The organism is Paraburkholderia sp. J12 (assembly GCF_905220215.1).
GTDB lineage: Bacteria > Pseudomonadota > Gammaproteobacteria > Burkholderiales > Burkholderiaceae > Paraburkholderia.
This window is the reverse complement of sequence record NZ_CAJMZC010000007.1, coordinates 171,141-195,963: the sequence shown is the minus strand read 5'-3', so window position 1 is coordinate 195,963 and position 24,823 is coordinate 171,141. Positions and strand designations below refer to the sequence as shown.

Below are 24,823 nucleotides of genomic sequence, written 5' to 3'. Positions count from 1 at the left end.
TTTTCAGTCTCCCGACGCGGATTTTTGTTGTTCGTTGATCGCATCCTGAGCGCCGGTCAGTAGCGAGTTCACCGAGTTCAGGTCCGCCACTTCCAGTCGTGCTGCACTGGCCTTAAGGCGTAGTCCCTCCATCAATGTTTCGTAACGGGCCTTCGCCAGATCGCGCCGGGCTCCGAAAAGCTTGTCCTGTGCGGAAAGCACGTCGGCGTTCACGCGCACACCCACGCGGTAGCCGGTCTGGTTCGACTTCAGCGCAACTTCGGCCGACGTCACCGCGGTCTGCAGCGCACTCACTTTGGCCGTGCCGCGTGTAACGCCCAGATAAGCCCGACGGGCGTCCAGTTCAGCGCTGCGCTCTGCGTCATCGAGGTCGTGCTCTGCCTTTTCCTTCAGTGCCAGTGCTTCGCGGATGCGGCTTCGTGTCATGAATCCGTCGGTCAGCGGCAACGTAATCTGGATGCCGATCGCGGTGGAGGTGCCGCGATTGCCGCCGGTATTGAAATTGGATTGACCGTTGATGTAAGCCGCGTTGCCGTTATTCACATTTCCGACGAGTGAGATCGTCGGGTAATCGCCTGCCCGTGCTTTCGAACGCTCGCGTTCGGCGATCTCGACGGAAATCTGTTTCTGCCGGACGTCATAGTTCGCATCTGCCGCAGCGGCAACCCATTGGTCGATATCCGGCGGATCCACCGGTGGCATTGAAAAGCTGGCACGAAATCCGTCAACTGCCAGAACGGGATGTCCGACAATTTTCTGCAGTGCTGCATATTTCTCGTCAAGCGCTTCCTGCGCAGCGATTTCGTCGGCGTTAGCGGAATCAAAGGCGGACTGTGCCTCGCTGATGTCAACAGCCGTTGCATCGCCCAACTCGAAGCGGCGTTTCGTCAGGGCAAGCTGTTCGATAATGGCCTGCCTGTGCTTGCCAGCCAGGGTGAGATCGTCCTGCGCTGCGAGTGCATCGAAATACGCCTGCGAGACCCGGAGCAGGAGGTCCGCCTGCGCCTGTTCCAGAGTCAGCGCCGCCCCGATTACCGAGAGCTTGCCCTGCTGGTATGTTTCCCAGGCGTCCCACTTGAAGATGGGTTGGGATAGAGAAACGGTGAAGCCTACCGTCGGATAACCGGGATAGCGCTCCCCAGGGACCCGGACACCATTGCGGTAGTCCGATTGTTGGGCGCTCACCTGGGGGAGCAAGCCCGCACGTCCTTGCGCTTCTTTCTCAATGTCGGCGCGATACGCGGACTCGGCGCTTTTCAGCTTCGCATCGCTCTCGCGCGCATCGTCGATCAGCGCCATGAGACTCGTTGCATGCGCGGTGTTGAGGAGGCACGGCAACAAAACGCAGAACATCCACTTCATTTAGCTATGCCGGCTCATTTTTGAAGAGGCCGATAATAGGGGCTTGAACGACGCCGATCCATAGGACGGGTATGAGACGGGGCCGGGCTATGCCTCATGGATCAAAATTTCATCCTCAGACAGTCGTGATACCGGCTCCCGTTTGCAGGCGAGTGCGCGCGGCTCTGGCGCGTGTTGCGCCGGTTCTTCGTGACAACCTTATTTCGCGTGCCGTAACCCTTTGAATTTTCCGGCGGTGTTTTGGGTGTGTGATATTTTTACGCCGAATTGACAACTTTATTGACGAAGTGGCAGCGATTTTATTTTGTTTTGCATATCGAAGTTATTTGAATTTTAATATGCAATCCTTTTAATAAAGTAAGGCGGCAAAAACCGCATGGACCTCATGCCCCGGTCATCGACGTCACCAGTTGCTTCCACAAATGATCGGCGGCGGGCGAGAGCCTGCGCCCGCTGCGGGTCGTCAACTGGCAGCGAAAGTCGCGTGCGATCGGGTGATCGAGCGGAACCGCAACCAGTTGTGCCTCGGCAATGCGCCGTCTCGCGGCCGCCGCCGACATGAACGCTACGCCCAACCCCGCAGCGGCCAGCGCCTGAGCCGTCGAAAAGAGGTCGCAACGGTAAGCGGGCACGCAAGCGAGGCCGTCCGCATCGAGCATGGTCTGCAACTGCATCTGCATGCCGAAGTCGTCGGGCATGAAGATGAGCCGGTGCGATACCAACTGCGCGGGCGGTACCTTGTCGCAAGCGGCAAGCGGATGGTTCGGCGTGACTACCGCGCACAGCGGTCCGAGCGGGAACGTGCGCGTCCTGCAACCGGGCTGCCGGCCGGGGCCTGCCACGCAAAGCCCGATATCGGCTTCGTCGTTGCGCAGCATCGTCATGACTTCGGCCGTGGAGCCGGAGCGTATGTCGATGGTGATATGCGGATGCTTGACGCTGAAGCGATGAAGCGCGCCCGTGACGAAGCCCTCGATGAAACCCTCGCCGGATGCAACGGTAATGCGGCCGCGCTCGAGATGCCGGTACTCGTCCAGTTGCGCATGCAACTGCTTCACGGCGCGCTGCTGGTCGCGATGGAACTCCACCAGCATGCGCCCCACCTCGGTGACTCCTACGTTGCGGCCCTGGCGAGTGAGGGGCGGCATGCGCAGCGTGCGTTCGAGGAGTGCGATCTGCCGGCTCACGACGGACGCATTGACGTCCAGCGCCTCCGCAGCGGCGCGCACGCCGCCCTGGCTCGCGACCTCGCAGAGGTACGCCACCGCGCGGGAGTTCAGCGGATCGGGATTCACGGGACTCTCCGGCTAGACTGTTGCCTTGAAGTCAACATTTTCGCATGGGCGGCGTTATTTCCCTGGTAATTTTGCGGTGGAATACTCGCTCCGATACAACCTGGGGAGACATCCTGCCATGACCGACCACAGTGCAACTCACGCCGACATCGAGGACTTCGCCGACGAGCTGAAGACCATTCGCCGCCACATTCACCGCCATCCGGAACTCTCCTATGAGGAGGCGGAAACGGCGGCGCTGGTGGCCGAAAAGCTCGAAACCTGGGGCTACCAGGTAACGCGCGGGGTGGGCGGCCACGGCGTGGTGGGCACCTTGAAGGCCGGCAGCGGCACGCGCTCGATCGGTGTGCGCGCCGATATGGACGCCTTGCCGATCCACGAGCTCACGGGCCTGCCGCACGCCAGCGTGCGCGACGGCAAAATGCACGCGTGCGGCCACGACGGCCATACGACCGTCCTGCTCGGCGCCGCGAAGCAGCTTGCCCGCACCCGGCGCTTCGACGGCACCGTGCATCTGATCTTCCAGCCGGCGGAGGAAGCCGGCTCGGACAGCGGCGCGGAACGCATGATTGCCGACGGCCTCTTCGAACGCTTTCCGTGCGACGCCGTGTTTGGACTCCACAACCACCCGGGCGTGCCGACGGGCACTTTCATGTTCCGCCCCGGTCCCTTCATGGCGGCCTGCGATACCGTCAACATCACGATCACGGGCAAGGGCGGCCATGCGGCCCGCCCGCATCTGAGCGCCGACCCCGTGGTCATGGCCAGCAGCCTCGTCATGGCGTTGCAGACGATCGTCGCGCGCAATATCGACCCCACGCAAACGGCCGTCGTGACGGTCGGCGCGATTCATGCGGGCGATGTGGCGAACGTGATTCCCGAGCGCGCGACGCTGAAGCTGAGCGTGCGCTCGTTCAACGACGAGGTTCGCAGCACGCTCGAAGCGCGCATTCGCGCGCTGGCCGAGGGACACGTCGCGGCCTACGGCGGCCACGCGGAGATCGATTATGTGCGTGGCTATCCAGTGCTCGTGAACAGCGATGCCGAAACGGAGTTCGCGCGCCGGGTGGCTGTCGATCTGGTGGGCGAAGAGCGCGTGATTGCACCGTTCCCGGCGATTGCGGGCAGCGAGGACTTCGCCTACTTCCTTCAGCAGCGCCCCGGATGCTTCCTGCGCATCGGCAACGGCGCCCAGGCCCCGATGCTGCACAACGCCCACTACGACTTCGCCGACGAAAACCTGACCGTCGGCGCCGCCTTCTGGACGCGCCTCGTCGAGCGGTATCTCGATCACGGCGCCTGACGCTGCCGATCCGGCAAACCCGCCCGCCTACGCTGCATTCGCACCCAGGAACGCAGGATGAATCCCCACGCCCACCCTCCGATTGCAGCAATACGAAGCCAAGGCGCACACGGCCGGCCCGCCGGCAGGCGGTGTCGGAATCCCGGCCGCGACCCCGGCCACGAACGACCGGCGGCAGGTTTCGTCGAGGAAGATCGTCGTCGCCGCCGTTATCGGGAATCTGCTCGAATTCTTCGACTTCACCGTCTATAGCTATTTCGCGCTGACCATCGGCAAGCTGTTCTTTCCCGCGCACGATCCGGTCACTTCGACGCTGCTGTCGTTCGCCGTATTCGCCGTGGGGTTCGTGATGCGCCCGCTCGACGGGATCGTGATCGGCCGCTACGCGGATCGCGCCGGCCTATGCGTTGATGCCCGAAAGCTTTCCCAAGGCGATCCGCGCCGGATTCATGGCCAGCGCCTAGGCGGTTTCGGTCTCGCTGTTCGGCGGAACGGCGCAGCTCGTCGCGGGCTGGCTGATCCGCGCGACCGGATGTCCGATGGCGCCCGCGTGGTACATGCTCGGCTGCGTGGTCGTTTCCCTCGTCGCCATTTCGCTCTTCGAGGAGACGGGCGGGAAGGCGCTCGACCAGGCCGGTGCGATCGCGCCGCACCGGGCCCGCGCGCCTCAGAAGCTGTGTCTCACTCCCGCCATGACGCCGACCTGTCCCATGCCCGGGGCTGGAGTCGTCCCCCCGCCGCCCTGGCTGACCGTATAAGCCGCCTTCGCGCTGTTCCACAGATACGCGCCTTGCAGATAAACCGCTGATTGTTTGGAGAGCTGATAAGTCGTGCGCAAGGTGGCGATCGTTCCGCGCGCATCGTCGTGGGCGTTGACGATGTGATACACGCCGCCGTCGACGAAGAAGGCGGGCGTGACCGGATACGAAGCGGTGACGTAGAACTGGTCGGAGTGCACGTTCGGCGTGGCGGGCGCGACCGTGTCGACGCGCCGGCCGAGCCAGCCGCCGCCGAAGCGCAGTGCGCCGACGTGTCCGTAGCCGTTCAACTGCATGCGCACGTCGGTGTCGCCCGGGTTCGCGAGTGCGAAGCTCGGCGTGCCGTCGTAGAGGTTGGCCTGTGCGCCGGGGCCGCCGTGCTGCTCGTCGTAGGCCGCGGCCACGCCGAAGCCCGAGTGGTCGTAGCGCAGCATGGCCGACCACTCGCGGCACGTTTCCGAACTCCCCGGCACCGGACCCACGCACGTGCCCTGGCCTGGCGAGTTGCCGGTGCCGGCCGAATCCCGGCCGAACGACCACGTCGCGCCGAACGTGAAGCCTGCATAGCTGCCCTTGTACACGATCGTATTGTCGCTGCGCGCACTCGGTAGATACTGGTCGAACGAGGCCGTGCCGCCGTAGATGTCGGGGCCGAGCAGGTCGGAGTCGGCGATGGCCCAGTAGGTCATCGTGTACTGGCGGCCGAACGTGAGGCTGCCGTAGGAGCTGGCGAGGCCCACCCACGCTTGGCGCCCGAACAGGCGGCCGCCCTGGTTCAGCGTGCCGCCGCGCATATTGAAGCCGCTTTCGAGGGCGAAAATGGTCGAGAGCCCGCCGCCCAGGTCTTCGTTGCCGCGTACGCCCCAGCGCGAGGGCATCTCTCCCGTGATGCCGGGCATGCGCACCACGCCGTTACCGGCGGCGTCGGCGTGCGAGACATACTCGATGCCGGTATCGACGATGCCGTACAGCGTGACGCTGCTTTGTGCCCATGCCGTGGCGTTCATGCCGGCGAGCGCCAGCCCTGCCGCGATCCGAAGTTTCATGATCTCCGTGTGCTCCTGTTGTGCCGGTTACGATGCGGCGGCATCGTCCGGTTGTGTTGTCAAGCCGCGTTGCGCAGCCGGGTTGTCAAATTTATGTAGCAGTACTTAGATTGAGACGTAGTCGGATCCCAGAGCGAAGATCTGGCAAGCTTGCTGGAACAAGAGGAAGGGCTTGCTCGGCCCTTCCCCTGGCAGAACTACGCGGTCAGCGGCGGTAGCCGTTCATGCGGGCCGGAATATGCCGTCCGACCACGGCAAGCGCAACCAGCACGATCGCCATGGCCGCACCCAGCATCAGCAGATAGCCGGAGGCACCGGCTGCGGTAATCACGAGTGCGCCCGCGAAAGCGCTGAGAATCGCGCCAATCCGGCCGAATGCGAGGGCCGAGGCCGTGCCGGTGGCGCGCACGCTGGTGGGGTAGACATAGGCGCACAGCGCATACATGGTCGATTGCACCGCGTTGACGAAGAGGCCGTGCAGCCCGAGGCCGAGAATGAGCAGCCCCGTGTGCTGCTTCACGCCGAGGCCGAGCATCATCCATGCGCTGATCGCACCGCCCGCGCAGCACAGCAGCAGCGGCCAGCGCGAGCCGCAGCGCGCGATCGCCAGCGCGCAGAGCAGGGCGCCGATCACGCCGCCCAGGTTATAGGCGCTGAGTCCGTAGCCCGCGAGCGAAACGGAAAGCCCCTCGCTCGTGAGCATGGCCGGCAGCCAGCTGAACGCGGCATAGACGGCGAGCAGGCACATGAAGAACGCGCCCCAGATCGCCACCGTGTCGCGCGCGCGGCCGTCGCGAAAGAGTGCGGCGAAGCCCTGGTGCTTTTCGGCGCTTTGCTCGCGCAGGTCGGTGAAGGCGGCATCGGCGGGCACGTTGCGCCCCATGCGGGCGAGCAGGCGTACGAGATCCGGCCAGCGCGTTTCGCGCCGTGCGAGAAAGCGCGGCGATTCGGGTAGCGCTGCGAACAATGCGACGCCGAGCAGCAGCGGCAGTATTCCGCCTGCGAAAAAGAGTCCGCGCCAGCCATACGCCGGCAGCACCTGGCCCGCGAAGAGGCCCGCGAGCATGCCGCCCAGCGGCACGCACACGATGGTCGCCGTAACGGCGAAGGTGCGAAGGCGGGCCGGCGTGAATTCTGCCGTGAGGGTCGTGGACGTGGGCAGCGCCCCGCCGATGCCGAGGCCCGCGAGAAAGCGCAGAGCGGCAATGGTGCCCACATTCGGTGCGAGCGAGATGGCGCAGGTCGCGGCACCGAACACGAGCACGCTGCCGATCACGGCCGGGCGGCGCCCGAAGCGGTCGGCAAAGACCCCGGCGAAAGCGCTGCCGATGCCCATGCCGATCAATCCGGCCGCCACCACGGGCGCAAACGCATTGCGCGTGATGCCCCACTCCTTGATCAGCACTGGAATCGCGAAGCCGATGAGCTGGCTGTCGAAGCCATCGACGACGATGGAGAGCGCCGCAAGCACCACTGCAACGCGTTGCAGCAGGGCATACGGGCCTTCGTCGAGTGCATGGCCGATATCGACGGCCTGGCCGCCGTATGCTACAGGGTGAATGGCCGCCTCATCGAGCGGTGCCGCACCTGCCGCGGGGAAGTGACTCATCGCTTGTCTCCTTGATGCGCTGTTGGCGCGCATGCATTTTTAATCGTCGGGTCAGTATGGGCGGTCGGTCGCGCAAACTGAAATTCCGTTTCGCGCAAAAGCCATGTCGTTTCGGCATGGCGCGCGCGGTGTGCGGCTAACGCGGGCGTGCGTCCACGAGCCGTACGAGATGCAGCAGGCTTTCCGTATAGGGTACGGAAAGTCCGGTCTTTCGCGCAGCTTCCACCACGGCGCCGTTGATCGCTTCGATTTCGGTACGCCGGCCCGCGAGCACGTCCTGCAGCATCGAAGGGCGATGCGCGCGGTGATGCGCGAGCGCATGGCGCACGTTCGCCGCGACATGCGCTGCGTTTGCGTCGACGCCGAGCGCACGCGCCACGGCCACCGTCTCGCCGGCAATCTTCAGGGCGAGCGCTTCGCCATCGGGCGTATTCGTCAGTTCTCCTACGGTACATTGCGTCACCGCGCACAGACCGTTGAGCGCGGCGTTGAACGCGGCTTTTTCCCAAATGGCCGCCCACACGTCGGGGTCGGCCGTGCACGCGAGGCCGGCCGCGTTCAGGGCTTCCACGGTGTGTGCAAGCGCTGGTGTGTGCGAGCCGTCGGCGCCTCTCAGGCGGATCGTGCCGCTGCCGTGCGAACTCACGCGGCCCGGCTCCGCTTTGTCCGCGGGCCAGGTGGTCACGCCCACCAGCACGTGCCCGGGCGCCGCGAAGCGGACGAGCCGTTCGGCATTGCCGAGTCCGTTCTGCAGCGAGAGCAGCGCGGTTTGCGGGCCGAGTGCTCCGCGCGCCGCTTCGAGTGCTGCTGTCGTGTGCAGCGTCTTGGTAAAGACGATCAGCAGGTCGGCGGGCTCGCGGGCGGACTCGGGGCGCCGCGCCCTGAGATTGCGCACCACGCGCTCGCCCGCGTCGGTCGAGAGCCGCAAGCCGTGTTCGCGGATCGCCGCAAGATGCGCGTCGTCGATATCGAGCAGGGTCACGGCATGGCCCGCTTCGGCGAGCCGTCCGCCGAAGAGCGAGCCCATCGCGCCCGCGCCCAGTATGGCGATCTGCCTGGTCTGCATGGTGCGTTCCCTAGAACGGATAGTGACGCGGCGCGGTTTGCAGCGTGATCCAGCGCAGTTCGGTGAATTCGGCGATGCCGGCCTTGCCGCCGAAATGGCCGAAGCCGCTGTCCTTGACGCCGCCGAAGGGCATCTGCGCTTCGTCGTGCACGGTCGGCCCGTTGATGTGGCAGATGCCGGATTCGATCCGCCGCGCGACGTTCAGGGCTCGCGCGCTGTCGCGGCTGAAGACGGCCGAGGAAAGTCCGTACGGATTGTCGTTCGCGCAGGCAATGGCGGCTTCCTCGCCGCGCACGCGCACGATGGGCTTCACGGGGCCGAACGACTCGTCGTGATAGAGGCGCATGGCGGGCGTCACGTGGTCGAGCAGCGTGGCCGGCATGAGCGTGGTTTCGGCCTTGCCGCCGCACAGGAGCGTGGCGCCCTGGGCGAGCGCGTCGTCGATCAGCGCGTTGCAGCGCTCGACCGTGCTCATGTCGACCACCGAGCCGAGTACGACCGGCTCCTTGCGCGGGTCGCCTAGCGGCAGGGCGCGGGCGCGTGCAGCGAGTTTCTCGACGAAGGCGTCGGCAATCTGCTCGTCCACGATGATGCGTTCGGTGGACATGCAGATCTGCCCGGAATTTGCGAACGCGCCGAAGACGGCAGCGTCGACGGCGGCATCGAGGTCGGCGTCGTCGAGCACGACGAAGGGCGCCTTGCCGCCCAGTTCGAGCACGGCGGGCTTCAGGTGGCGCGCGCACTGTTCTGCGATCAGGCGGCCCACGCGCGTCGAGCCGGTGAAGTTCACGCGCCGCACCTTGGGGTGCGCGATCATCGACTCGACGATGCGTGCTGCGTCCGCAGGCGCATTCGTCACGAAGTTCACGGTGCCGCGCGGCAGCCCCGCTTCCTGCATCGCCTCGACGATGAGGCCGTGCGTGGCCGGGCAGATTTCCGATCCCTTCAGCACGACCGTGTTGCCGCAGGCGAGCGGCAGGGCGATCGCGCGTACCGCGAGGATCACCGGCGCGTTCCACGGCGCGATGCCGAGCACCACGCCGGCCGGCTGGCGCACGCCCATGGCGAGACTGCCGGGCACGTCGGAGGGGATCAGTTCGCCGCCGATCTGCGTGGTCATGGCGGCCGCTTCGCGCAGCCCTTCGGCCGCGAGATGCACGTTGAAGCCCGCCCACAGCGCCGAGGCGCCGGTCTCTGCCGCCATGGCGGCGGCGAAGGCATCGGCTTTGGCTTCGAGCGCCTGGGCGGCCTGGGTGAGTCGCGCGCGGCGCTCGCCCGGCCCGAGCGCCGACCACGCCGGGAAGGCGCGCGCGGCGGCGTCCACCGCGGCACGCGCGTCCTCGACGCCGGCGGCCGGCGCTCGCGAAGCCACGGTGCCGTCGAGCGGATTGCGGCGCTCGAAGGTCGCGCCGTCACGTGCCGGCACCCGCTCGCCGTCGATCAGCATCGATACGTCTTTCATCGTTTGTCTCCTCGGTAGTCTCTCAACGCTAAAAGGGGAGGGTGCTTACGCCACAAGCACTTCGACGAGCGCAGGGCCGCTCGCCGCCAGCGCGTTCCTGAGCGCATCGTCCAGTTCGCCGGCCGCGCTCACGCGCACGCCGCTGCAGCCCATGCCGGCAGCGAGCATGACGAAGTCGAGGCCGGGCAGGTCGGTACCCTGCACCGGGTCGCCGGGGCCGAAACCGAACACCGGCGCAAAATCCTGCAGGGCGGCGTAGCGCGTATTGTTCAGGATGACGAAGGTAATGGGCAGGCGCTGCTGCACCGCGCTCCAGATGGCCTGGATCGAATACATGCTGGAGCCGTCGCCGATCAGCGCGATCACGCGTTCGCCGGGTTTCGCGAGCGCCACGCCGACCGCTGCCGGCATGCTGTAGCCGAGGCCGCCGCTGTCCATGGTGAGAAAGCCGCCTGCACGTTCGATCGGCAGGTAGGTTTGCATGACCGGGCGCGCACTCGGGGCTTCTTCGACCACGATGTCGCCGGCGCTGCGCACTTCGCCGAGCGTTTGCAAGGCGTACGCCACCGACATGCGCTCGCCCGCCGCGGGCGGCAGCGCGCGCGGCGGCACCTCGCGCGGCGCGGGCAGCGGGCGCTCGCGCGGAGCGGGGCGATCGAGCAGATCGAGCACACCCAGGCGCACGTTGCCGACGGCGGCCACGCCTTGCGGCGTCCAGGCGGCCGTGCCCGGATCGTCGATCAACTGGCACAGCTCGGCGCCGGGCGGCACGTGCGGGCCCTGGCCTTCGACGTGATAGGTGAATGCGGGCGCGCCGAGCGCGAACACCAGATCGTGGCCGTCCAGGATCTCGACGATGCGCTCGCGCATGGCCGGCAGAAAGCCTGCGAAAAGGCGGTGCGTTTCCGGAAAGCTGCAGCGTCCCGTCATCGGTGCGACGTAGACCTGCGCGCGGTGGCGTTCGGCGAGGCGCACCACGTCCTCCACCGCCCCCGCGCGATCCACCGCGCCGCCCACCACGAAGGCGGGCCGCTCGCATGCGTCGAGCCGCGCGCCGATCTGCGCGAGCGTCTGCGGATCGGGCCGCGTGACATGGGCGAGCGTGCGCTCGGGCACGCGTTCGGCGGGCTGGTCCCAGTCGTCCACGGGAATCGAGACGAACACCGGACCGCGCGGCTCCTGCATGGCGATGGCCCAGGCGCGCGCGATGGCGAGCGGCACGTCCTGCGCGCGGGCGGGCTCGATGCTCCATTTCACATAGGGTTTCGGCAGATCGGCGGCCTGGGTGGCGGCGAGGAACGGGTCGAACGGCAGGATCGAGCGGGCCTGCTGACCGGCCGTGATGACGAGCGGCGTGCGGTTGCGAAACGCCGTGAAGATGTTGCCCATGGCGTTGCCCACGCCGGCCGCCGAATGCAGGTTCACCAGCGTGGCGCGGCCGCTCGCCTGGGCGTAGCCGTCGGCCATGCCGACCACCACGGCTTCCTGCAGGCCGAGCACGTAGCGGAAATCGGCGGGGAAGTCGCGGAACATCGGCAGCTCGGTCGAGCCGGGATTCGCGAAGATCGAGGTCATGCCGACGCGGCGGGCGAAGTCGATCACGGCGTCGCGCACGCTCAGGTGCGGCGCGGCGGCGTTCGGTTGGGTCGATTGATGCGGTTGAGTCGATTGATTCGTGGGATGCGGTTGAGGCGCGCTGACTGCCATTGATCTCTCTCCTGTTACCTGAGCGCGTGATATCGATGGGGCATTATCGCGAGGCCCGGGATAATCCGAAATTGCCTGTTTGCGCCAAAGGCATTACCTTTGGGCATGACTTTCAATCTCCAGCAACTGCACGCCTTCGCCACCATCGTTTCGACCGGCAGCCTCGGGCGCGCGGCCGAAACGCTGCACGTCACGCAGCCCGCGCTCAGCCGGGCGATCCGCCGGCTCGAAGATCAGGTGGGCGCGCCGCTCTTCGAGCGCCACTCGCGCGGCATGCAGCTTACGCCCGTGGGCGAGGCGCTCCTGCCGCACGCCATCCTCCTGCAACGCGAGGCCGAGCAGGCTCGCGAGGAGATCGACGCGATGCGCGGCCTCGCACGCGGCACGATCCGTTGCGGCGCGGTGGGCAGCATTGCGAGCCACGTGCTGCCGCTCGCCGTGAGCGGCGTGTTGCAGAAGTGGCCGAAGCTGCGCGTGGAAATTATCGAAGGGGTGTGGGACCGGCTGGCCGACGCGCTGGTGCGCCGGGACATCGACCTCGCGCTCAGCATGGCCGTGCCCGATACGGACGAGATCGTCGCGATAGGCGACTGCCGCTGGGAGGACCTGAGCTATGTCGTGGCGGCGCTCGATCATCCGTTGCGCAGGAAACGCGGCCTCACGCTGGCCGATACGCTCGACGAGCAATGGGCCATCCCGCCGCGCGGCACGGCCCCGTACGCTCACATGCAGCAGGCGTTCGCCGCGCAAGGGCTGGGCCTGCCGAACGTGGTGGTCGAAACGCGCTCGATCACGGTATTGAAGAGCCTGGTGGGGCGCTCGGGGTTTCTGAGCTGGATGGCCTTGCCGATGTACGCGACGGAGAGCAAGGCGGGCGTGTTCGATACGCTGCCGCTGCCGGGGGTGGAAGGGCGGCGCACGCTGACCGCCTTCCGGCGCCGGCACGGCATCCTGCCGAGCCCGGCGGTGAAGCTGCTCGAGCAACTGCGGCAGTTGACGGCGCTGGAGGCGCAGTAGCGGTCGCGCCTCCAGCGCCTTCCCGTCGAGCCGATACGATCAGCGCGCGGCGCGATGCGGCCGCAGCGTCTGGCCCCAGAACGTGAGCGTGCGGTCCCAGGCCAGTTGCGCCCAGACCGGATCGTATTGCGTGGCGGCGATGCGGCCCGGTCCCACGGCCGTTTCGTTGGCGAACGCGTGATGTGCGAGATAGCGGTGGAAGGTTACATCGACCTTCGCTTCGAGCAGCTTCGCTTCGAGCGCATCGACGATCTCGGCCTTGAAGAAGTGGTCTTGCGTGGCCCAGTGGCCCAGCACGGGTGCGGTGATCTTCGAGGCGTCGATGTATTCCAGCGGGGGGAAGCCGTACCACACCACCACGCCGTCGAGGCCCGAAATCTGGCTCGCGGCCAGCAGCGCCAGCGCGCCGCCCATGCAGTAGCCCGTCACGCCGACACGGTCGGTCAGCGTCTTCAGGTAGTCGACGGCGCCGCGCACGTCCTGCGAGGCGGCGTCCGCGAAGTCGAGCGCGTTCATGAGGTGGCTCGCTTCTTCCTCTTCGACCGTGCTCTTGCCGCGATAGAGATCGGGGACGAGCGCGATGTAGCCCGACTGTGCGAGGCGGTCGGCCACGCCGCGGATCTGGTCGTTCACGCCCCACCATTCCTGGATGACGACGATGGCCGGTGCGCCTTCGGCTTTCTCGGGGCGGGCGAGATAGCCTTGCAGTGTTTTGCCGTCGGGGCGCGTGAAGGTGATCGTGGAACCGGTGGGCTGTTTCATGTTGACATTCCTCTAAAGGGCGGGGCGCCAGGGGCGAAACCGCTAGCATAGCGTCTGCGCCGCGGCTTTGCCGTGTCACGCCCCAGGGCGCCGTGGGCCTCACTGCGGGTTTTCCGTTTTTTGCGCTTGTGCGTGCCTGGTCGCGTTCGTTCGCGGCGCTGCTCCCCGATCAGGTGCACGACGATGCCGCGCACGCGCGCCGGCGGGTGCTGGTAGGATGTCGCGCTCGCCGCCGGACCGGCGGCGCCCGAACCCCCGGAAACGTTCAGGAGAACCTGTTTGAATCTCACCCGCTTTGCAAAGGGCCGTCACTCGACCAAGGCCTTCGATCCTGCCCGCAAGATTCCCGACCCGGTCATCGACGAACTGAAAGAGCTGGTGCGTTTCAGCCCCTCGTCGGTCAACTCGCAGCCGTGGCATTTCGTGGTCGCTTCGAGCGATGCGGCGCGGGCGCGCGTGGCGAAGGCCATGCAGCCCGGCTATGCTTATAACGAACCGAAGGTGCTGCGCGCTTCGCACGTGATGGTGCTGTGCGCACGCACCGATATGGACGAGGCGCACCTGAACGCCGTGCTCGCCCAGGAAGAAGCGGACGGCCGCTTTGCGAGCCCTGAAGCGAAGACGGGTCAGCAGAACACGCGCGCGTTCTATGTGAACCTGCACCGCGACGAGCGCCGCGATTTGCCGGAGTGGATGGAAAAGCAGGCCTATCTGGCGCTCGGCACGCTGTTGATCGGCGCTGCCACGCTCGAGATCGACGCCTGCCCGATGGAAGGCTTCGATGCGGCGGTGCTCGACGCCGAACTCGGTTTGCGCGAGAAAGGCCTCACGTCGCTCGTGGTGGTAAGCCTCGGCTATCGCAGCGGCGAGGACTTCAACGCGAAGCTGCCGAAGTCGCGTCTGCCGGCTGCTGCGGTGTTTACGGAACTCGCGTAAGGCATTAAACGCAGCTCGCTGCTAGGTGGCGTCAGCTATCGGGCGCCGCCTTGCGCGCCTCGCGCATCAGTTCGACGTAACGCCGCGCGGCGAGTCCGAGCGGCCGCTCCGTGGACCAGACCACATCGGCCCACAGGCGAATCTCGTTGCTCATGTTTTCCAGCACGATTTCCACGAGCGCGCCGGTTGCCACGAGCGGCTGCACCAGCGCCCGCGGCAGATAAGCCCAGCCGAGCCCGGCCTGCACGAGGCCGAGCGTGGCGAGGTGGCTGTCCGTGCGCCACGTGGTGCGCGAGACGAGCGTGCGATTGTTGAGCCGGCTGTCCGCATGGCTCGCCACGGCAATCTGCCGGCCGGCAATGAGGTCCTCGTGGCTCACGCAGCTTTGCTCCGGCTGATAGAGCGCGTGATCGGGCGAGACCACCGCCACCAGCAGTTCGCTGCTCACTTCCTGAAAGCCTTCCCGCGCGTCGAGCCCCGGACGCTCGAACACGAGGGCGAGCTGCACGGCGCCCTCGTGGAGCATGCGCATGGCGTGCGCTTGCGGCGCCGAGACGATGTCGACTTCCAGCGCCGGAAACTCCAGTGCGAGCGTTTGCAGCGGCGCGCTCCAGGGCGCGGCCAGCAGCTCCGGCGCGATCGCAATGGCGAGCGTTTTTTCCAGTCCGGCATGGAGGGCGAGCGCATGCACGTCGAGCTGTCGCAGTTGCAGCGCGATCTGTCGCGCGCGCGGCTCCAGTGCGTGCGCGGCGGCGGTAGGCACGGGTTCGCGGCCCGTGCGGTCGAACAGCGCGAGGTCGAGCGCGGCTTCGAGGTTGGCGATCGCCATGCTCACGGCGGAAGGCACTTTGCCGAGCGCCCGGGCGGCCGCCGAAAACGAGCCGTGATCGAGCACGGCGAGGAACACGGCCACGTTGTCCGAACTGAAGCTCATTGCCGACCTTTCAGATTTTTTGACAGAAGCTGACTGGTTGTATCAGATTTCACCCGCTAGGATCAAGACCATTCCCACATCGCCGAGGGCACCATGCAAGGTCTCAAACGCCGCATCGTTTATGTCACCGTGTTCGAGGGCCTGGCCATTCTCGTGACCGGCGCGAGTCTCGCGTCGATTGCCGGCAGCGGCCTGAACCGGGCCGGGGCGGCGGCGATATTGACGTCGGTGGTCGCCACCTCGTGGAACTTCGTCTACAACCTGCTGTTCGAGCGCTGGGAAGCGCGGCAGACGAAGCGCGGGCGCGGCGTCGCGCGGCGCATCGCGCATGCGATGGGGTTCGAAGGCGGCCTCCTGCTGATGCTCGTGCCCATGTTCGCGTGGATGTTGCATATATCGCTCGTCGAGGCTTTCGTGATGGACATCGGCCTGACCGTGTTCTTCCTCGTCTATGCCTACCTCTACAACCTCGGTTTCGACTATCTGTTCGGGTTGCCGGCATCGGCGCTGCCGGCGGTGACGTTACCCGAGACGGCGTGCGAGGTATCGAAGTCATAGACGATGCCGGAATTCACATACGTCCGCGATCAACAACGAAGAACTGCGAATGAAAAAGTCCGCTTCTTCATGGCCTGGCGGCCACGAGGAAGCGGACTTCGCATCTCCGGTCCTGCGCGCGAGGCAAGCCCCGCGCGCGGCGTCGATCAGAACATGTGACGGATGCCGAGGCTCGCGCCGATTGTCGATCCCGCCACTTCGTAGAGCGCGTTGTTGATCGAGAGGCCCGTGTCCATACGGCCGTGGTTGTTCACGTAACCCAGTTGCCCATACAACGTCGTGCGCTTCGAGAGGAAGAACTGCACGCCGCTCGAAGCCATGAGCGAGTGGTTCGTGCCGTCGTTGCCGTCACGCGTGTAGTACACGCCGCCGTTCACGTTGAGGTAGGGCAGCACGAAGTAGCTGAAGCCGCCGGAATACACGCTGTTGTCGAACGAGCCCGACACCTTGTAGAGCGCGTACGAAGCCGAGAGAGTCAGATCGTTCGGGAAGCGATAGCTCGCGCCGATCGTGCGGCCGACGAACTCGACGGTGCTCGGGACGGGCGTCGAGGCGGCGCTGCCGCCCGCGTTGCCGCTATAGAGCGCACCCGTGATCGTGAAGCCGCCCAGGTGATAACGCAGGCTCGCCGAGTACTGGCGTCCGGCCTGGAAGTCGCCTGCCGCGCCGCCCAGCGCGATCATGCCCGCCGCCTGCACGCCGGCGATTTCCGGCGAGGTATAGGTAATCGAATTGCTGTTGAAAAGACCCGTCACATAGACGTTGTCGACGTAGGTCACGAGTCCGCTGCCGAAGTACGACATCGCACGCGGATCCATGTCGTAGATCGAAAGGAAAAACGGTGAGTACTGCAAACCGGCCTTGACGGAGCCGTAGGAGCTGTCGATGCCCACCCAGGCCTGGCGGCCGAACAGGTTGCCGTTCGAATTGTTGAACTGGCCGTTGGCGACGCTCACGCCGCTCTCCAGGGTGAACACGGCGCGCAGGCCGCCGCCCAGGTCTTCCGCGCCGCGCAGGCCGAAGCTCGAACCCGTCATGCCGCTGTCCGTGAACGAGAACTGGTGGCCTTCGTTTTGCCCTGTCGCCATGTTCATCGTGTGGCTCGTATAGAGGATGGAGCCGTCCACGATGCCGTACAGCGTCACGCTGCTTTGCGCGTGCGCGGCGCCCGACGCCCCCAGTAGGCAGGCCACGGTGAACGTGGAAGCCATGAGTTTCCAGTGAACGCCTTTCCGCTTGTTCATTTCGTAATCCTTAATAATGAGGGAGGTCCGGTTACGTGTGGGGGCGTCGTTTCGAAACGACGTCTCGGTGCTTTAAAAAACGGGATTCGGAGCCGCGCTCAGTGCGAGGGCGGGTGTAGCGGGATCGTTTCGGGCGGTAACGGAGGGCGCAGGCGAAGGGCGCGATGCGCTGCCACGAAGCCACGCGGCGGGCGCGGCATGAAGCATGACGCCGGGGCCGGCCCGGCTGGCAGCAGATCGGGGTGCTCGTTCACCGTGCGCGTCTCCACAAACAGGATGTGCTCGAAACGTTGACCGGATTGCTCGCGGAATGGGCTTATTTTTGTCCGCGCGTACATAAACTGTCATCCTGGGAGAAACGATCAGTTTTTTAGCACGGACGTTCGCACCCCAAACCCAAGTGGAATGGGGCTGGTGGCGTTTGAATGGCGCCAAAGCACGTACGACCGTGCTTTCGGGCGGGCAGGGCAGGTTGCGAGCGGGGAGGTGAAGCGGGGAGGCACCCGCGTCGTGGCCGACGCGGGTGTGGCGAATTTGCCGCAACGGGGCTTACTGGACCTTGCTGGCAGCGGCGATGATTGCGTCCGCAACGGCTTTCGGATGACTCACCATGACGACGTGGCTGGCATCGACGTGACTCGTCGTGGCGCCGATGGCCTCGGCCATGGCGGCTTCGGCATGCGGGTCGATCATGCGGTCCTGGTCGGCGACCACGTACCACGAAGGCTTCGTATGCCACGCGGCAACGCTGACCTTGTCGTCCAGCGCGCCCGCGAACCACGGACCCTGGGTGGCGGCCATCGTGCGGGCCTGCGCGGGCGGCAGATCCTGCGCGAAGTCGTGGATCACGGCATTCGTCGAGAGCGTGAGATAGTTGCCCGAGTCCTTGTGCAACTCGCTTGCCCACGCCGGGGCCGGTTTGCCCTTCATCATGTCGTTGACCGAAGCGCCCGCATCGGGCGCCAGCGCCGCGACGTAGACGAGCGCCTTGACCTTGTCGTCGTCGCCGGTCTGCGTGATTACCACGCCGCCCCACGAATGGCCGACGAGCACCACCGGGCCGCTCTGGGCGTCGATGGCGCGCTTCGTGGCAGCGGCGTCGTCGGCGAGCGAGCTGAGCGGGTTCTGGACCGAAACGACGTGCAGCCCCCGCGCTTCGAGCAGCGGAATCACCTTGTTCCAGCTTGAACCGTCGGCGAAGGCGCCGTGCACGAGCACGACGCTCGTGCCCTTCAGGTCTTCGGGCGGCGCGGCATGCGCCGTGGGTAGCGCGAGCGCGCTGCCGGCGAGGACCGCCGATGCGATACTTTTTTTCAACAGACCGTTCATGATGGAGCTTGACCTCGCAGTGTGGAGTGAGCCGCCAGCATCGCAGCCGCCGGGGGCGCGCGGTATCGGTCGAATGACCGACCCCGCTCGCGGCAGGCGGCGCGTATAGTCCCCATCCTGAGAGCGTGCTCTCGAACCCGGGTAACGAGGAGGCGGAGGAGGCGGTGCCGAAGGTGCAGAACATCCAGGCTGGCGGTTTCGCGATTCGCGTGTTCGATGCGGTCAAGGCGCTGGCCTTCATCGGCGATCTCAGCATGGGCCAGCCGACCGACCACTCGCTGCGCACGGCGTGGCTTGCGGCGCGGATCGCCCAGGCGCTGGGGCTGGACGAGCCTTCGCGCGTGGCCGTGGTAGAGGCCTCGTTGTTGCGCTGGTCCGGCTGCACGGCCAATGCGCCGGGCTTCGCCGACGTTCTGGGCGACGACGTGGCGGGCCGCGAAGCCATGCTGGCGCAGCGTCCCGACTGGGCCGAGCCGCTTGAGCCGCTGGGGGGCGCGGGCGTGGCGCTCGCGCCGCTCGCCCGGATTCACTGCGAGGTGTCGAGCGAAGTTGCCCGCATCATCGGTCTCGACGTTGCGACCGAAACGGCGTTGCGGCATATCTTCGAAACATGGGACGGCCGCGGCATTCCCGACCGGCTGGCGGGCGCGGCCGTGCCCGATACGGTGTTCGTGGTGTCGCTCGCCGGCGACGTGGAGATTTTCAGCCGCGTGTATGGGCTGGAGCAGGCGCTCAAGCTGATCGCCCAGCGGGCCGACGCGCGCTATCCGGCGCGTCTCGCGGCGCTCGCCGCGGCCGAGGCGCCGCGTTGGCTGGCGGGACTGGAGGGCGCGGAGGCGCCGCCGTTCGACGACGTACTCATGACGCCGCAGATGGGCAAGACGACCTCGGCCGAACTGATCGCCGACATCATCGATCTGAAGCTGCCGTGGATGACCGGCTTCTCGCGCGCCGTGGCGGCGGCTGCGGCCGCGTGCGGCGCGCGGCTGGGGCTCGACGCGCAGGCGCAGGATCGCCTCTACTGCGCGGGGTTGATCCATGGGATAGGCCGCGCGGCAGTGCCGAATGCGGTGTGGAATACGCGCGGGCGGCTGCCGGCCGCGGCCTGGGAAAAGGTGCGGCTCGTGCCGTACTGGACTTCGCGCGCGGGCAAGCAGGGCGGCGCGCTGGCGCAGATCGCCGAACTGGCTTCGTGGGCCTACGAACGGCTCGACGGGTCGGGCTATTTTCGCGGCGCGGGGCCTGAGGCGTTCGCGCAGGAGGCACGCATACTCGGGGCTTCGGTCGCGTGGGTCGCCCTGCGCTCGGCACGGCCGTGGCGCGAGGCGCTGCCGCTTGCCGAAGCGCAGCAGCTATTGCTGGCGGAGGCGCAGCGCGGGCGGTTCGATGGCGAAGTCGTGCACGCCCTGTTCGATGCCGGCACCGCACCGCACAGGGGCGCGCGGACGCGGCTGCAGGATGAACGGCCCGGCGTGCGCATCTCGGCACGCGAAGCCGATGTGCTGCGCGCGATCAGCCTTGGCGCGAGCAACAAGACCATCGCGCGCGATTTGGGCCTGAGTCCGAGCACCGTGCGCACGCACGTGGAGAGTGTGTTTCGCAAGCTCGACTGCTCGTCGCGCGCGGCGGCGACGCTGAAGGCTTCGACACTCGGCTTGCTGTGAGCGGCGCAAGGACCTGCGTTAGCGCCTGGCAGCCTTTGCGGCCTCCTTGCCGCTCGCGCCGAACTTTTCGGCATAGAGCTTCGCCGCCCATTCGATAAAGACCCGCACGCGCGGCGCCAGTTGACGGTGCTGCGGATAGAGTACGTTCACCGGAAGCCCCGGGCTTTTCCACTGCCGCATCACCTCGACGAGGCGAGCGTTCGCGAGTTCGTCTTCCACATGGAAGCGCGGCAACTGAATGAGTCCCGCGCCGCGCAGCGCGCAGACTACGTAATTCTCCGCGTCGCTCACCGAAATCCAGTTGCGTAGCTTGAACTCCACCACCTTGCGATCGACGTTCAACTCGATTGCATAGGAGGACTGACTGGTATTGGAGAAGAAGCCCACGGCCTCATGGGTGGCGAGATCGTCGGGCGTCCGGGGCGTGCCGGCGCGCTCCAGGTACGCGGGGCTCGCACAGACGATCTGCGGCATCACCGCGAGTGGCCGCGCAATCAGCGAGGAATCGCGCGGGTGCCCCGCTCGTATCACGGCGTCCACGCCTTCGCGCACGAGATCCACCAGTCGGTCGCCGCTGCTCACCACGAGTTCGATGTTCGGATAGCGCGTCCGGAATTCGTCGACGCGCGGCAACACGATACGCGTGGCGTGCGTGCCGTGCAGGTCGATCCGCAGCACGCCGCGCGGATTGGCGCTCTGGTGCGAGAACGAGGATTCGGCGTCGTCGATATCGCCGAGTATGCGCACGCAGCGCTCGTAGAACGCCTGGCCGTCGAGCGTCGGCCGCACGTGCCGCGTCGTGCGTTCGAGCAGGCGGGTGGACAGGCGCGCTTCCAGTTCCTTGATCGCATACGTCGCGGTGGCGCGCGGAATGTCCAGCATGCTCGCGCCCTTCGTGAAACTCCCCTGTTCGACGATCCGGACGAACAACTGCAAGGTGTCAAAACGATCCACGGCGGTGAGCCCCGATGCATACCGGCAGGCGGGTTCCCGCTCCGGATTAGTTATGTGGGTTGAATGGTCATGGCAATTTAGCACCATTTATCCAGGTGGCGTCAACGTGAATAATCCCTCTCAACGCAGTCATCCGGACTGTCACTCTTTGAGGAGCGAAGCATGGAACAGGAATTTGCGCGCGTGGCCATCGTGACGGGAGCCTCGCGCGGCATCGGGCGCGCCATCGCGCTGCGGCTCGCGAAGGACGGCTTTTCCGTGGTCGTGAACTACGCCGGCAATGAAGCGCGTGCAGCGGAAGTCGTGAGCGCCATACGCGCGGCGGGCGGCGCGGCGGTGGCCGTGCGCGCGAACGTGGCCGCGCCCGCCGAAGTGGAGAGCCTGTATGCGCAGGCGCGCCACGCGTTCGGCCGCGTGGACGTGGTGGTGAACAGCGCGGGCGTGATGTCGCTTGCACCGATCGCCGAGGGCGATCTCGATGCGTTCGACCAAACCGTCGCCGTGAATCTGCGCGGCACGTATTTGATGATGCTGCACGCGGCCCAGGTGCTGCCCGAGGGCGGGCGCTTCATCGCGCTTTCGTCGAGCGTCGTTGCCAAAAACTTTCCCGGCTACGGCCCGTACATCGCGAGCAAGGCAGGTGTGGAGGGGCTCGTGCGGACCTTCGCGAACGAGTTGCGTGGGCGCCATGTCACCGTCAACGCGGTGGCGCCGGGGCCGGTGGCCACGGAGCTGTTCCTCGCGGGCAAGTCCGAAGCGCTGATCGATCAGATCGCGAGCCAGTCTCCGCTCGAGCGGCTTGGGGAACCGGAAGACATCGCCGATGCGGTGGCGTTTCTCGCCGGGCCGGACGGCGGCTGGATCAACGGGCAGGTGTTGCGGGCCAACGGCGGGTTTGCTTAAGCGGAACGGCCTTTCGCATTGTCATTCTGGGGAAGACGGGAATACGCCGCGGCTGATACGCGTGCGGTACGCCGGACCGAAGGCCCGGCGCCCCGTCTGCGTCTGCCTTACCGCTTGCGCTTCGACTCCGTGGTCGCTGCCTCGGGTTCCGTCATCGCCATCGCATGCCGCCCGACGGCCTTCGCGATGCGCTCCGAAAGCGCCGGGTCGTGCACGGCGCGCGCCAATGTAACGCCGCCCGAGAGCATGGCGAGCAACGCAATTGCGCGGTCGTCGCGGCCGGCGGCGGGCAGGTCTTCCAGCCCCGCCGAAACCTCGTTGATGAGCCGCAGCAATTCCTCTTCATAGGCGATGCGCGTTTCGTCGTCGGCCCGCATGACCTCCGGCGAGAGACTGGGCAGCGCACAGCTTTCGCCAAGCTTGCAGGTACGCCGCGGCCCCAGGTAGAAGTCGATGAAAAGCTTGCGCCAGTGCGTGCCATGCTCCACCCGCAGCGACCCCACAGCTTCCCGTATCTGCCCGATGCCTGCGAGCACCACGTTGCGGAACGCCTCGCTCTTCGACTTGAAGTGTCCATAAAACGCGCCGTTGGTGACGCCGGCCGCCTTCGTCAGCGGGCCGATGCCCGAGCCCCCGTAGCCTTCCTCGCGGAACAGGCGGGCGGCGGCATCGAGAATGCGCGCACGGGTTTCGTTCTTGTGCTCGGTGGAGTAACGCATGGACGGCCTCTTTCAGAGTAATCGCTCTTTATCTTGCATAAAGAGCGATTGGTATCTATTCTATAGAGAGTGATTAGTATTTATATCACGACCGTTCGAAACTTACCCACCCGCTGAAGAAGGAGGAAGTGCCATGCCGATTACGCTGACCGTAGCCGAGGGCCTGCTCGCGCCCGCCGTGGAAGCTCAGGTGTTTGCCGGTTTGACCGAAGCCTTGCTGGAGATCGAACAACTGGATGGCAATGCGTTCATGGAGCCGAATGTGATCGGCACCGTGAACGTGGTGCCGCCGGGGCGTGTTTACACGGGCGGCAAGCCAGGGGCCGCGGCTTTCGTCGAACTGAAGCTGCCGGGTGTGGCGCTCGCGGCGCCCGAAGCGAAGCGGCGCTTCATCGCGCGGGCGACCGACGTGGTCGAACGGGCAGCAGAAGGACGGCTCGCGCGCGACCATATCTGGGTCAACGTGGTGTATGCGGCGGATGGCGCCTGGGGTATTGCCGGGCGCAGCTACGACAATGACGCGCTCGTGGACGCCATCCGTTCGGCTGCCGTTCAGTAAGCAGTCGTGGCAAGCGGCGTGCCGGGGTTTCGATCCCGGCATGCCGCCTCGCGCATCAAGGCGTCGCCGTCGAAGTCTTCGGTTCGCTCGCGGCGGCATCCGTCGCCGCATTGGCCTTCGCGTCGGGGCGGTCGGGGTGCAGCGTTTCATGCAGCACGCCCGACCAGCCGCCGCCCAGATCGCCGATCAGCGCAGCCGCGTCGAGCAGCCGTTGCTGCTGCACGTTCAGCGCCGATTGCTGGTTGCTCAGCTGCGTGGTCTGCGCCGTGGCCACGGTCGTGTAGTCGACGGTGCCCGCCTGGTATTCGTTCTTCGCGATCTCCGTGCCGTGGGTCGCGTCGCGCACCGCGGCATCCAGTGCTTCGGACTGCTGGGCGAGAATGCGCAGGCCGGAGAGGTCGTTCTCCACGTTTTCGAACGCCGAGAGCACGGTGCCGCGATAGTTGGCCACGGCCGCGTCGTAGGTCGCGCGGGCGGCCGCCACTTCGGCGCTGCGCTCGCCGCCGTCGAAGATCGTTTCGGTGGCGCTCGCGCCCAGCGACCATACATAGTTGCTGATGTGCAGCAGCCCCGAGAGCGGCGCCTGCGTGAAGCCGTCGAGCGCCGAGAGCGAAATGGCCGGATAGTACGCGGCCGTCGCGACGCCGATGGCCGCATTCGCGGAGGCCATCTGCCGCTCGGCCGTGGCGATGTCCGGGCGCCGTTGCAGGATGGTGGAGGGCACGCCGGCCGGGATCGTCGGCAAGGTGGGCAGGCGCTCGCTGTGCGGGATGTCCATGTCCTCGGGGTTGCGCCCCACCAACACCGCGATCGCATGTTCGTATTGCGCGCGCGCGACGCCGAGCGCGATCAGGCTGGCCTGCGCGCTTTCGAGCTGCGTGCGCGCCGAGACGAGATCGGACGGCGCCACCGTGCCCGCCTGGTCCTGGTCGGCCACCACGCGCAGGAAGTCCTTGTCGGCGGCCACCGTCTGCGTGAGCAGGTCGATATCGGCATCCGTCACGCGCAGCTGGATCACGTCGTTGGCGAGCGCGATCTGTTCGGAGAGCGTAGCATTCGCGAGCGTCGCTTCGCTCGCCTGGGCCGTGGCCGAATTCTCTTCGATCTGGCGGCGCACCTGCCCCCAGACGTCGAGCTCCCAGCTCACGTTGGCTTCGAGCGCGCCGGCGTTGACGATGCGCGCGCCGGAGCCGCCCACCGAACTCACGCTGCTCACGCTGCTGATCGTGCCCGAGGCCGAGCGCTCGCGCGTGCTGGACCCGGTGATGCCGACCGTCGGGAAGAGGCTCGCGCGCGCGATGCGCACTTCGGCGAGCGACTCCTGATAGTTCGCGTAGTTCTGCCGCACGGTCTGGTTCGAGACCGCGATGAGCGGCTCCAGTTCGTCGAGCAGCGGATCGTCGAACACGGTCCACCAGTCGCCCTTCGGGCTTTCGGCGGCGGCGGGCGTCGCCTGGGTCCAGCCCGGCAGCTCCTTCCACGTGGCGGGTACGGCCACTTGCGGACGATGGTAGTCGGGGCCGACCATGCAGCCGCTCGCGAGCAACGTGGCGGATACGGCGAGAGCGAGCGGCAGGAGGCGCAGCGCGGTGCGTGCGCGGGGGAAAGCGGGGGTTGTCCGCATGCGGTGTGTCTT

The 24,823-nt window shown here is 66.5% G+C and carries 22 protein-coding genes and 1 pseudogene; 8 read left to right on the top strand and 15 right to left on the bottom strand.

Annotation, left to right across the window (positions count from 1 at the left end; translation table 11 throughout):
• Positions 1-3 precede the first annotated feature (3 nt).
• Positions 4-1,353: a TolC family outer membrane protein gene (locus U5760_RS17370; protein WP_322013607.1), complete on the bottom strand. Its 1,350-nt coding sequence runs from the start codon at positions 1,351-1,353 to the stop codon at positions 4-6.
• A gap of 392 nt (positions 1,354-1,745) precedes the next feature.
• On the bottom strand, positions 1,746-2,657 hold the full coding sequence (locus tag U5760_RS17365) for a LysR family transcriptional regulator (protein WP_322013476.1): 912 nt from the start codon (positions 2,655-2,657) through the stop codon (positions 1,746-1,748).
• A gap of 118 nt (positions 2,658-2,775) precedes the next feature.
• Between U5760_RS17365 and U5760_RS17360 the strand changes: the two genes are divergently transcribed.
• Both U5760_RS17360 and U5760_RS17355 read left to right on the top strand, forming a co-directional pair.
• A complete protein-coding gene (locus tag U5760_RS17360; RefSeq protein ID WP_322013474.1) occupies positions 2,776-3,960 on the top strand; it encodes a M20 aminoacylase family protein in 1,185 nt (394 codons plus the stop codon).
• Positions 3,961-4,099: 139 nt separating this feature from the next.
• Positions 4,100-4,360, top strand: a pseudogene (locus U5760_RS17355) (hypothetical protein); the annotation flags it as partial.
• A 60-nt stretch (positions 4,361-4,420) separates the two neighbouring features.
• On the opposite strand, the gene U5760_RS17350 reads toward U5760_RS17355, so the two are convergent.
• The 6 genes from U5760_RS17350 to mdlC form a co-directional block, all read right to left on the bottom strand.
• The gene (locus tag U5760_RS17350) at positions 4,421-4,552 is read right to left on the bottom strand and encodes a hypothetical protein (RefSeq protein WP_322013616.1); all 132 of its coding nucleotides are present in this window, start codon (positions 4,550-4,552) and stop codon (positions 4,421-4,423) included.
• A gap of 75 nt (positions 4,553-4,627) precedes the next feature.
• A complete protein-coding gene (locus U5760_RS17345; protein ID WP_322013473.1) occupies positions 4,628-5,764 on the bottom strand; it encodes a porin in 1,137 nt (378 codons plus the stop codon).
• Between the two features lie 205 nt (positions 5,765-5,969).
• The gene (locus tag U5760_RS17340) at positions 5,970-7,373 is read right to left on the bottom strand and encodes an MFS transporter (RefSeq protein WP_322013472.1); all 1,404 of its coding nucleotides are present in this window, start codon (positions 7,371-7,373) and stop codon (positions 5,970-5,972) included.
• A 136-nt stretch (positions 7,374-7,509) separates the two neighbouring features.
• Positions 7,510-8,439 (bottom strand): 2-dehydropantoate 2-reductase, encoded by a 930-nt coding sequence (locus tag U5760_RS17335; protein WP_322013470.1) that lies wholly within the window; start codon positions 8,437-8,439, stop codon positions 7,510-7,512.
• Between the two features lie 10 nt (positions 8,440-8,449).
• Positions 8,450-9,901 carry an aldehyde dehydrogenase gene (locus U5760_RS17330; protein WP_322013469.1) on the bottom strand — a complete coding sequence of 484 codons (1,452 nt, stop codon included), beginning with the start codon at positions 9,899-9,901 and terminating at the stop codon, positions 8,450-8,452.
• A 45-nt stretch (positions 9,902-9,946) separates the two neighbouring features.
• A complete protein-coding gene (gene mdlC, locus U5760_RS17325) occupies positions 9,947-11,608 on the bottom strand; it encodes a benzoylformate decarboxylase (RefSeq protein WP_322013468.1) in 1,662 nt (553 codons plus the stop codon).
• Positions 11,609-11,713: 105 nt separating this feature from the next.
• On the opposite strand from mdlC, the gene U5760_RS17320 reads away from it, so the two are divergent.
• Positions 11,714-12,625 carry a LysR family transcriptional regulator gene (locus U5760_RS17320; RefSeq protein ID WP_322013467.1) on the top strand — a complete coding sequence of 304 codons (912 nt, stop codon included), beginning with the start codon at positions 11,714-11,716 and terminating at the stop codon, positions 12,623-12,625.
• Positions 12,626-12,664: 39 nt separating this feature from the next.
• Here U5760_RS17320 and U5760_RS17315 read toward each other — a convergent pair whose 3' ends face one another.
• Complete coding sequence (locus U5760_RS17315) at positions 12,665-13,387, bottom strand: dienelactone hydrolase family protein (protein ID WP_322013466.1); 723 nt, start codon at positions 13,385-13,387, stop codon at positions 12,665-12,667.
• A 279-nt stretch (positions 13,388-13,666) separates the two neighbouring features.
• On the opposite strand from U5760_RS17315, the gene nfsB reads away from it, so the two are divergent.
• A complete protein-coding gene (gene nfsB / locus U5760_RS17310) occupies positions 13,667-14,323 on the top strand; it encodes an oxygen-insensitive NAD(P)H nitroreductase (RefSeq protein WP_322013465.1) in 657 nt (218 codons plus the stop codon).
• A 31-nt stretch (positions 14,324-14,354) separates the two neighbouring features.
• Here the strand turns inward: nfsB and U5760_RS17305 are convergent, their stop codons facing one another.
• Complete coding sequence (locus U5760_RS17305) at positions 14,355-15,257, bottom strand: LysR family transcriptional regulator (RefSeq protein ID WP_322013464.1); 903 nt, start codon at positions 15,255-15,257, stop codon at positions 14,355-14,357.
• A gap of 93 nt (positions 15,258-15,350) precedes the next feature.
• On the opposite strand from U5760_RS17305, the gene U5760_RS17300 reads away from it, so the two are divergent.
• Positions 15,351-15,815: a PACE efflux transporter gene (locus U5760_RS17300; RefSeq protein ID WP_322013463.1), complete on the top strand. Its 465-nt coding sequence runs from the start codon at positions 15,351-15,353 to the stop codon at positions 15,813-15,815.
• 146 nt (positions 15,816-15,961) lie between these two features.
• Here U5760_RS17300 and U5760_RS17295 read toward each other — a convergent pair whose 3' ends face one another.
• Together U5760_RS17295 and U5760_RS17290 are read right to left on the bottom strand one after the other, a co-directional pair.
• Positions 15,962-17,026, bottom strand: coding sequence for a porin (locus U5760_RS17295; protein ID WP_322013606.1), 1,065 nt, complete (start codon positions 17,024-17,026; stop codon positions 15,962-15,964).
• Between the two features lie 582 nt (positions 17,027-17,608).
• Positions 17,609-18,388, bottom strand: coding sequence for an alpha/beta hydrolase (locus U5760_RS17290; protein WP_322013462.1), 780 nt, complete (start codon positions 18,386-18,388; stop codon positions 17,609-17,611).
• 173 nt (positions 18,389-18,561) lie between these two features.
• Between U5760_RS17290 and U5760_RS17285 the strand changes: the two genes are divergently transcribed.
• Positions 18,562-20,052 (top strand): HD domain-containing phosphohydrolase, encoded by a 1,491-nt coding sequence (locus U5760_RS17285; RefSeq protein WP_415914128.1) that lies wholly within the window; start codon positions 18,562-18,564, stop codon positions 20,050-20,052.
• An 18-nt stretch (positions 20,053-20,070) separates the two neighbouring features.
• Here U5760_RS17285 and U5760_RS17280 read toward each other — a convergent pair whose 3' ends face one another.
• A complete protein-coding gene (locus U5760_RS17280; protein ID WP_322013460.1) occupies positions 20,071-21,006 on the bottom strand; it encodes a LysR family transcriptional regulator in 936 nt (311 codons plus the stop codon).
• Between the two features lie 162 nt (positions 21,007-21,168).
• Between U5760_RS17280 and U5760_RS17275 the strand changes: the two genes are divergently transcribed.
• The gene (locus U5760_RS17275; RefSeq protein ID WP_322013459.1) at positions 21,169-21,909 is read left to right on the top strand and encodes an SDR family oxidoreductase; all 741 of its coding nucleotides are present in this window, start codon (positions 21,169-21,171) and stop codon (positions 21,907-21,909) included.
• Between the two features lie 107 nt (positions 21,910-22,016).
• Here the strand turns inward: U5760_RS17275 and U5760_RS17270 are convergent, their stop codons facing one another.
• Positions 22,017-22,628 (bottom strand): TetR/AcrR family transcriptional regulator, encoded by a 612-nt coding sequence (locus U5760_RS17270; protein ID WP_322013457.1) that lies wholly within the window; start codon positions 22,626-22,628, stop codon positions 22,017-22,019.
• A gap of 133 nt (positions 22,629-22,761) precedes the next feature.
• Here U5760_RS17270 and U5760_RS17265 point away from each other — a divergent pair, with 133 nt between their 5' ends.
• Positions 22,762-23,187, top strand: a complete 426-nt coding sequence (locus tag U5760_RS17265; RefSeq protein WP_322013456.1) for a Tautomerase enzyme — start codon at positions 22,762-22,764, stop codon at positions 23,185-23,187.
• A gap of 55 nt (positions 23,188-23,242) precedes the next feature.
• Here the strand turns inward: U5760_RS17265 and U5760_RS17260 are convergent, their stop codons facing one another.
• Positions 23,243-24,811, bottom strand: a complete 1,569-nt coding sequence (locus tag U5760_RS17260) for an efflux transporter outer membrane subunit (protein WP_322013454.1) — start codon at positions 24,809-24,811, stop codon at positions 23,243-23,245.
• Between the last annotated feature and the right edge of the window lie 12 nt (positions 24,812-24,823).

Bases quoted from the DNA above. Each gene is read 5' to 3' on its own strand.
- U5760_RS17290 (WP_322013462.1), bottom strand. From the start codon at position 18,388: ATGAACGGTCTGTTGAAAAAAAGTATCGCATCGGCGGTCCTCGCCGGC.
- U5760_RS17270 (WP_322013457.1), bottom strand. From the start codon at position 22,628: ATGCGTTACTCCACCGAGCACAAGAACGAAACCCGTGCGCGCATTCTC.
- U5760_RS17275 (WP_322013459.1), top strand. From the start codon at position 21,169: ATGGAACAGGAATTTGCGCGCGTGGCCATCGTGACGGGAGCCTCGCGC.
- U5760_RS17265 (WP_322013456.1), top strand. From the start codon at position 22,762: ATGCCGATTACGCTGACCGTAGCCGAGGGCCTGCTCGCGCCCGCCGTG.
- U5760_RS17305 (WP_322013464.1), bottom strand. From the start codon at position 15,257: ATGAGCTTCAGTTCGGACAACGTGGCCGTGTTCCTCGCCGTGCTCGAT.
- U5760_RS17260 (WP_322013454.1), bottom strand. From the start codon at position 24,811: ATGCGGACAACCCCCGCTTTCCCCCGCGCACGCACCGCGCTGCGCCTC.
- U5760_RS17370 (WP_322013607.1), bottom strand. From the start codon at position 1,353: ATGTTCTGCGTTTTGTTGCCGTGCCTCCTCAACACCGCGCATGCAACG.
- U5760_RS17350 (WP_322013616.1), bottom strand. From the start codon at position 4,552: ATGGCGACGAGGGAAACGACCACGCAGCCGAGCATGTACCACGCGGGC.
- mdlC (WP_322013468.1), bottom strand. From the start codon at position 11,608: ATGGCAGTCAGCGCGCCTCAACCGCATCCCACGAATCAATCGACTCAA.
- U5760_RS17330 (WP_322013469.1), bottom strand. From the start codon at position 9,901: ATGAAAGACGTATCGATGCTGATCGACGGCGAGCGGGTGCCGGCACGT.
- U5760_RS17340 (WP_322013472.1), bottom strand. From the start codon at position 7,373: ATGAGTCACTTCCCCGCGGCAGGTGCGGCACCGCTCGATGAGGCGGCC.
- U5760_RS17300 (WP_322013463.1), top strand. From the start codon at position 15,351: ATGCAAGGTCTCAAACGCCGCATCGTTTATGTCACCGTGTTCGAGGGC.
- U5760_RS17320 (WP_322013467.1), top strand. From the start codon at position 11,714: ATGACTTTCAATCTCCAGCAACTGCACGCCTTCGCCACCATCGTTTCG.
- U5760_RS17360 (WP_322013474.1), top strand. From the start codon at position 2,776: ATGACCGACCACAGTGCAACTCACGCCGACATCGAGGACTTCGCCGAC.
- U5760_RS17315 (WP_322013466.1), bottom strand. From the start codon at position 13,387: ATGAAACAGCCCACCGGTTCCACGATCACCTTCACGCGCCCCGACGGC.
- U5760_RS17295 (WP_322013606.1), bottom strand. From the start codon at position 17,026: ATGGCTTCCACGTTCACCGTGGCCTGCCTACTGGGGGCGTCGGGCGCC.
- U5760_RS17345 (WP_322013473.1), bottom strand. From the start codon at position 5,764: ATGAAACTTCGGATCGCGGCAGGGCTGGCGCTCGCCGGCATGAACGCC.
- U5760_RS17335 (WP_322013470.1), bottom strand. From the start codon at position 8,439: ATGCAGACCAGGCAGATCGCCATACTGGGCGCGGGCGCGATGGGCTCG.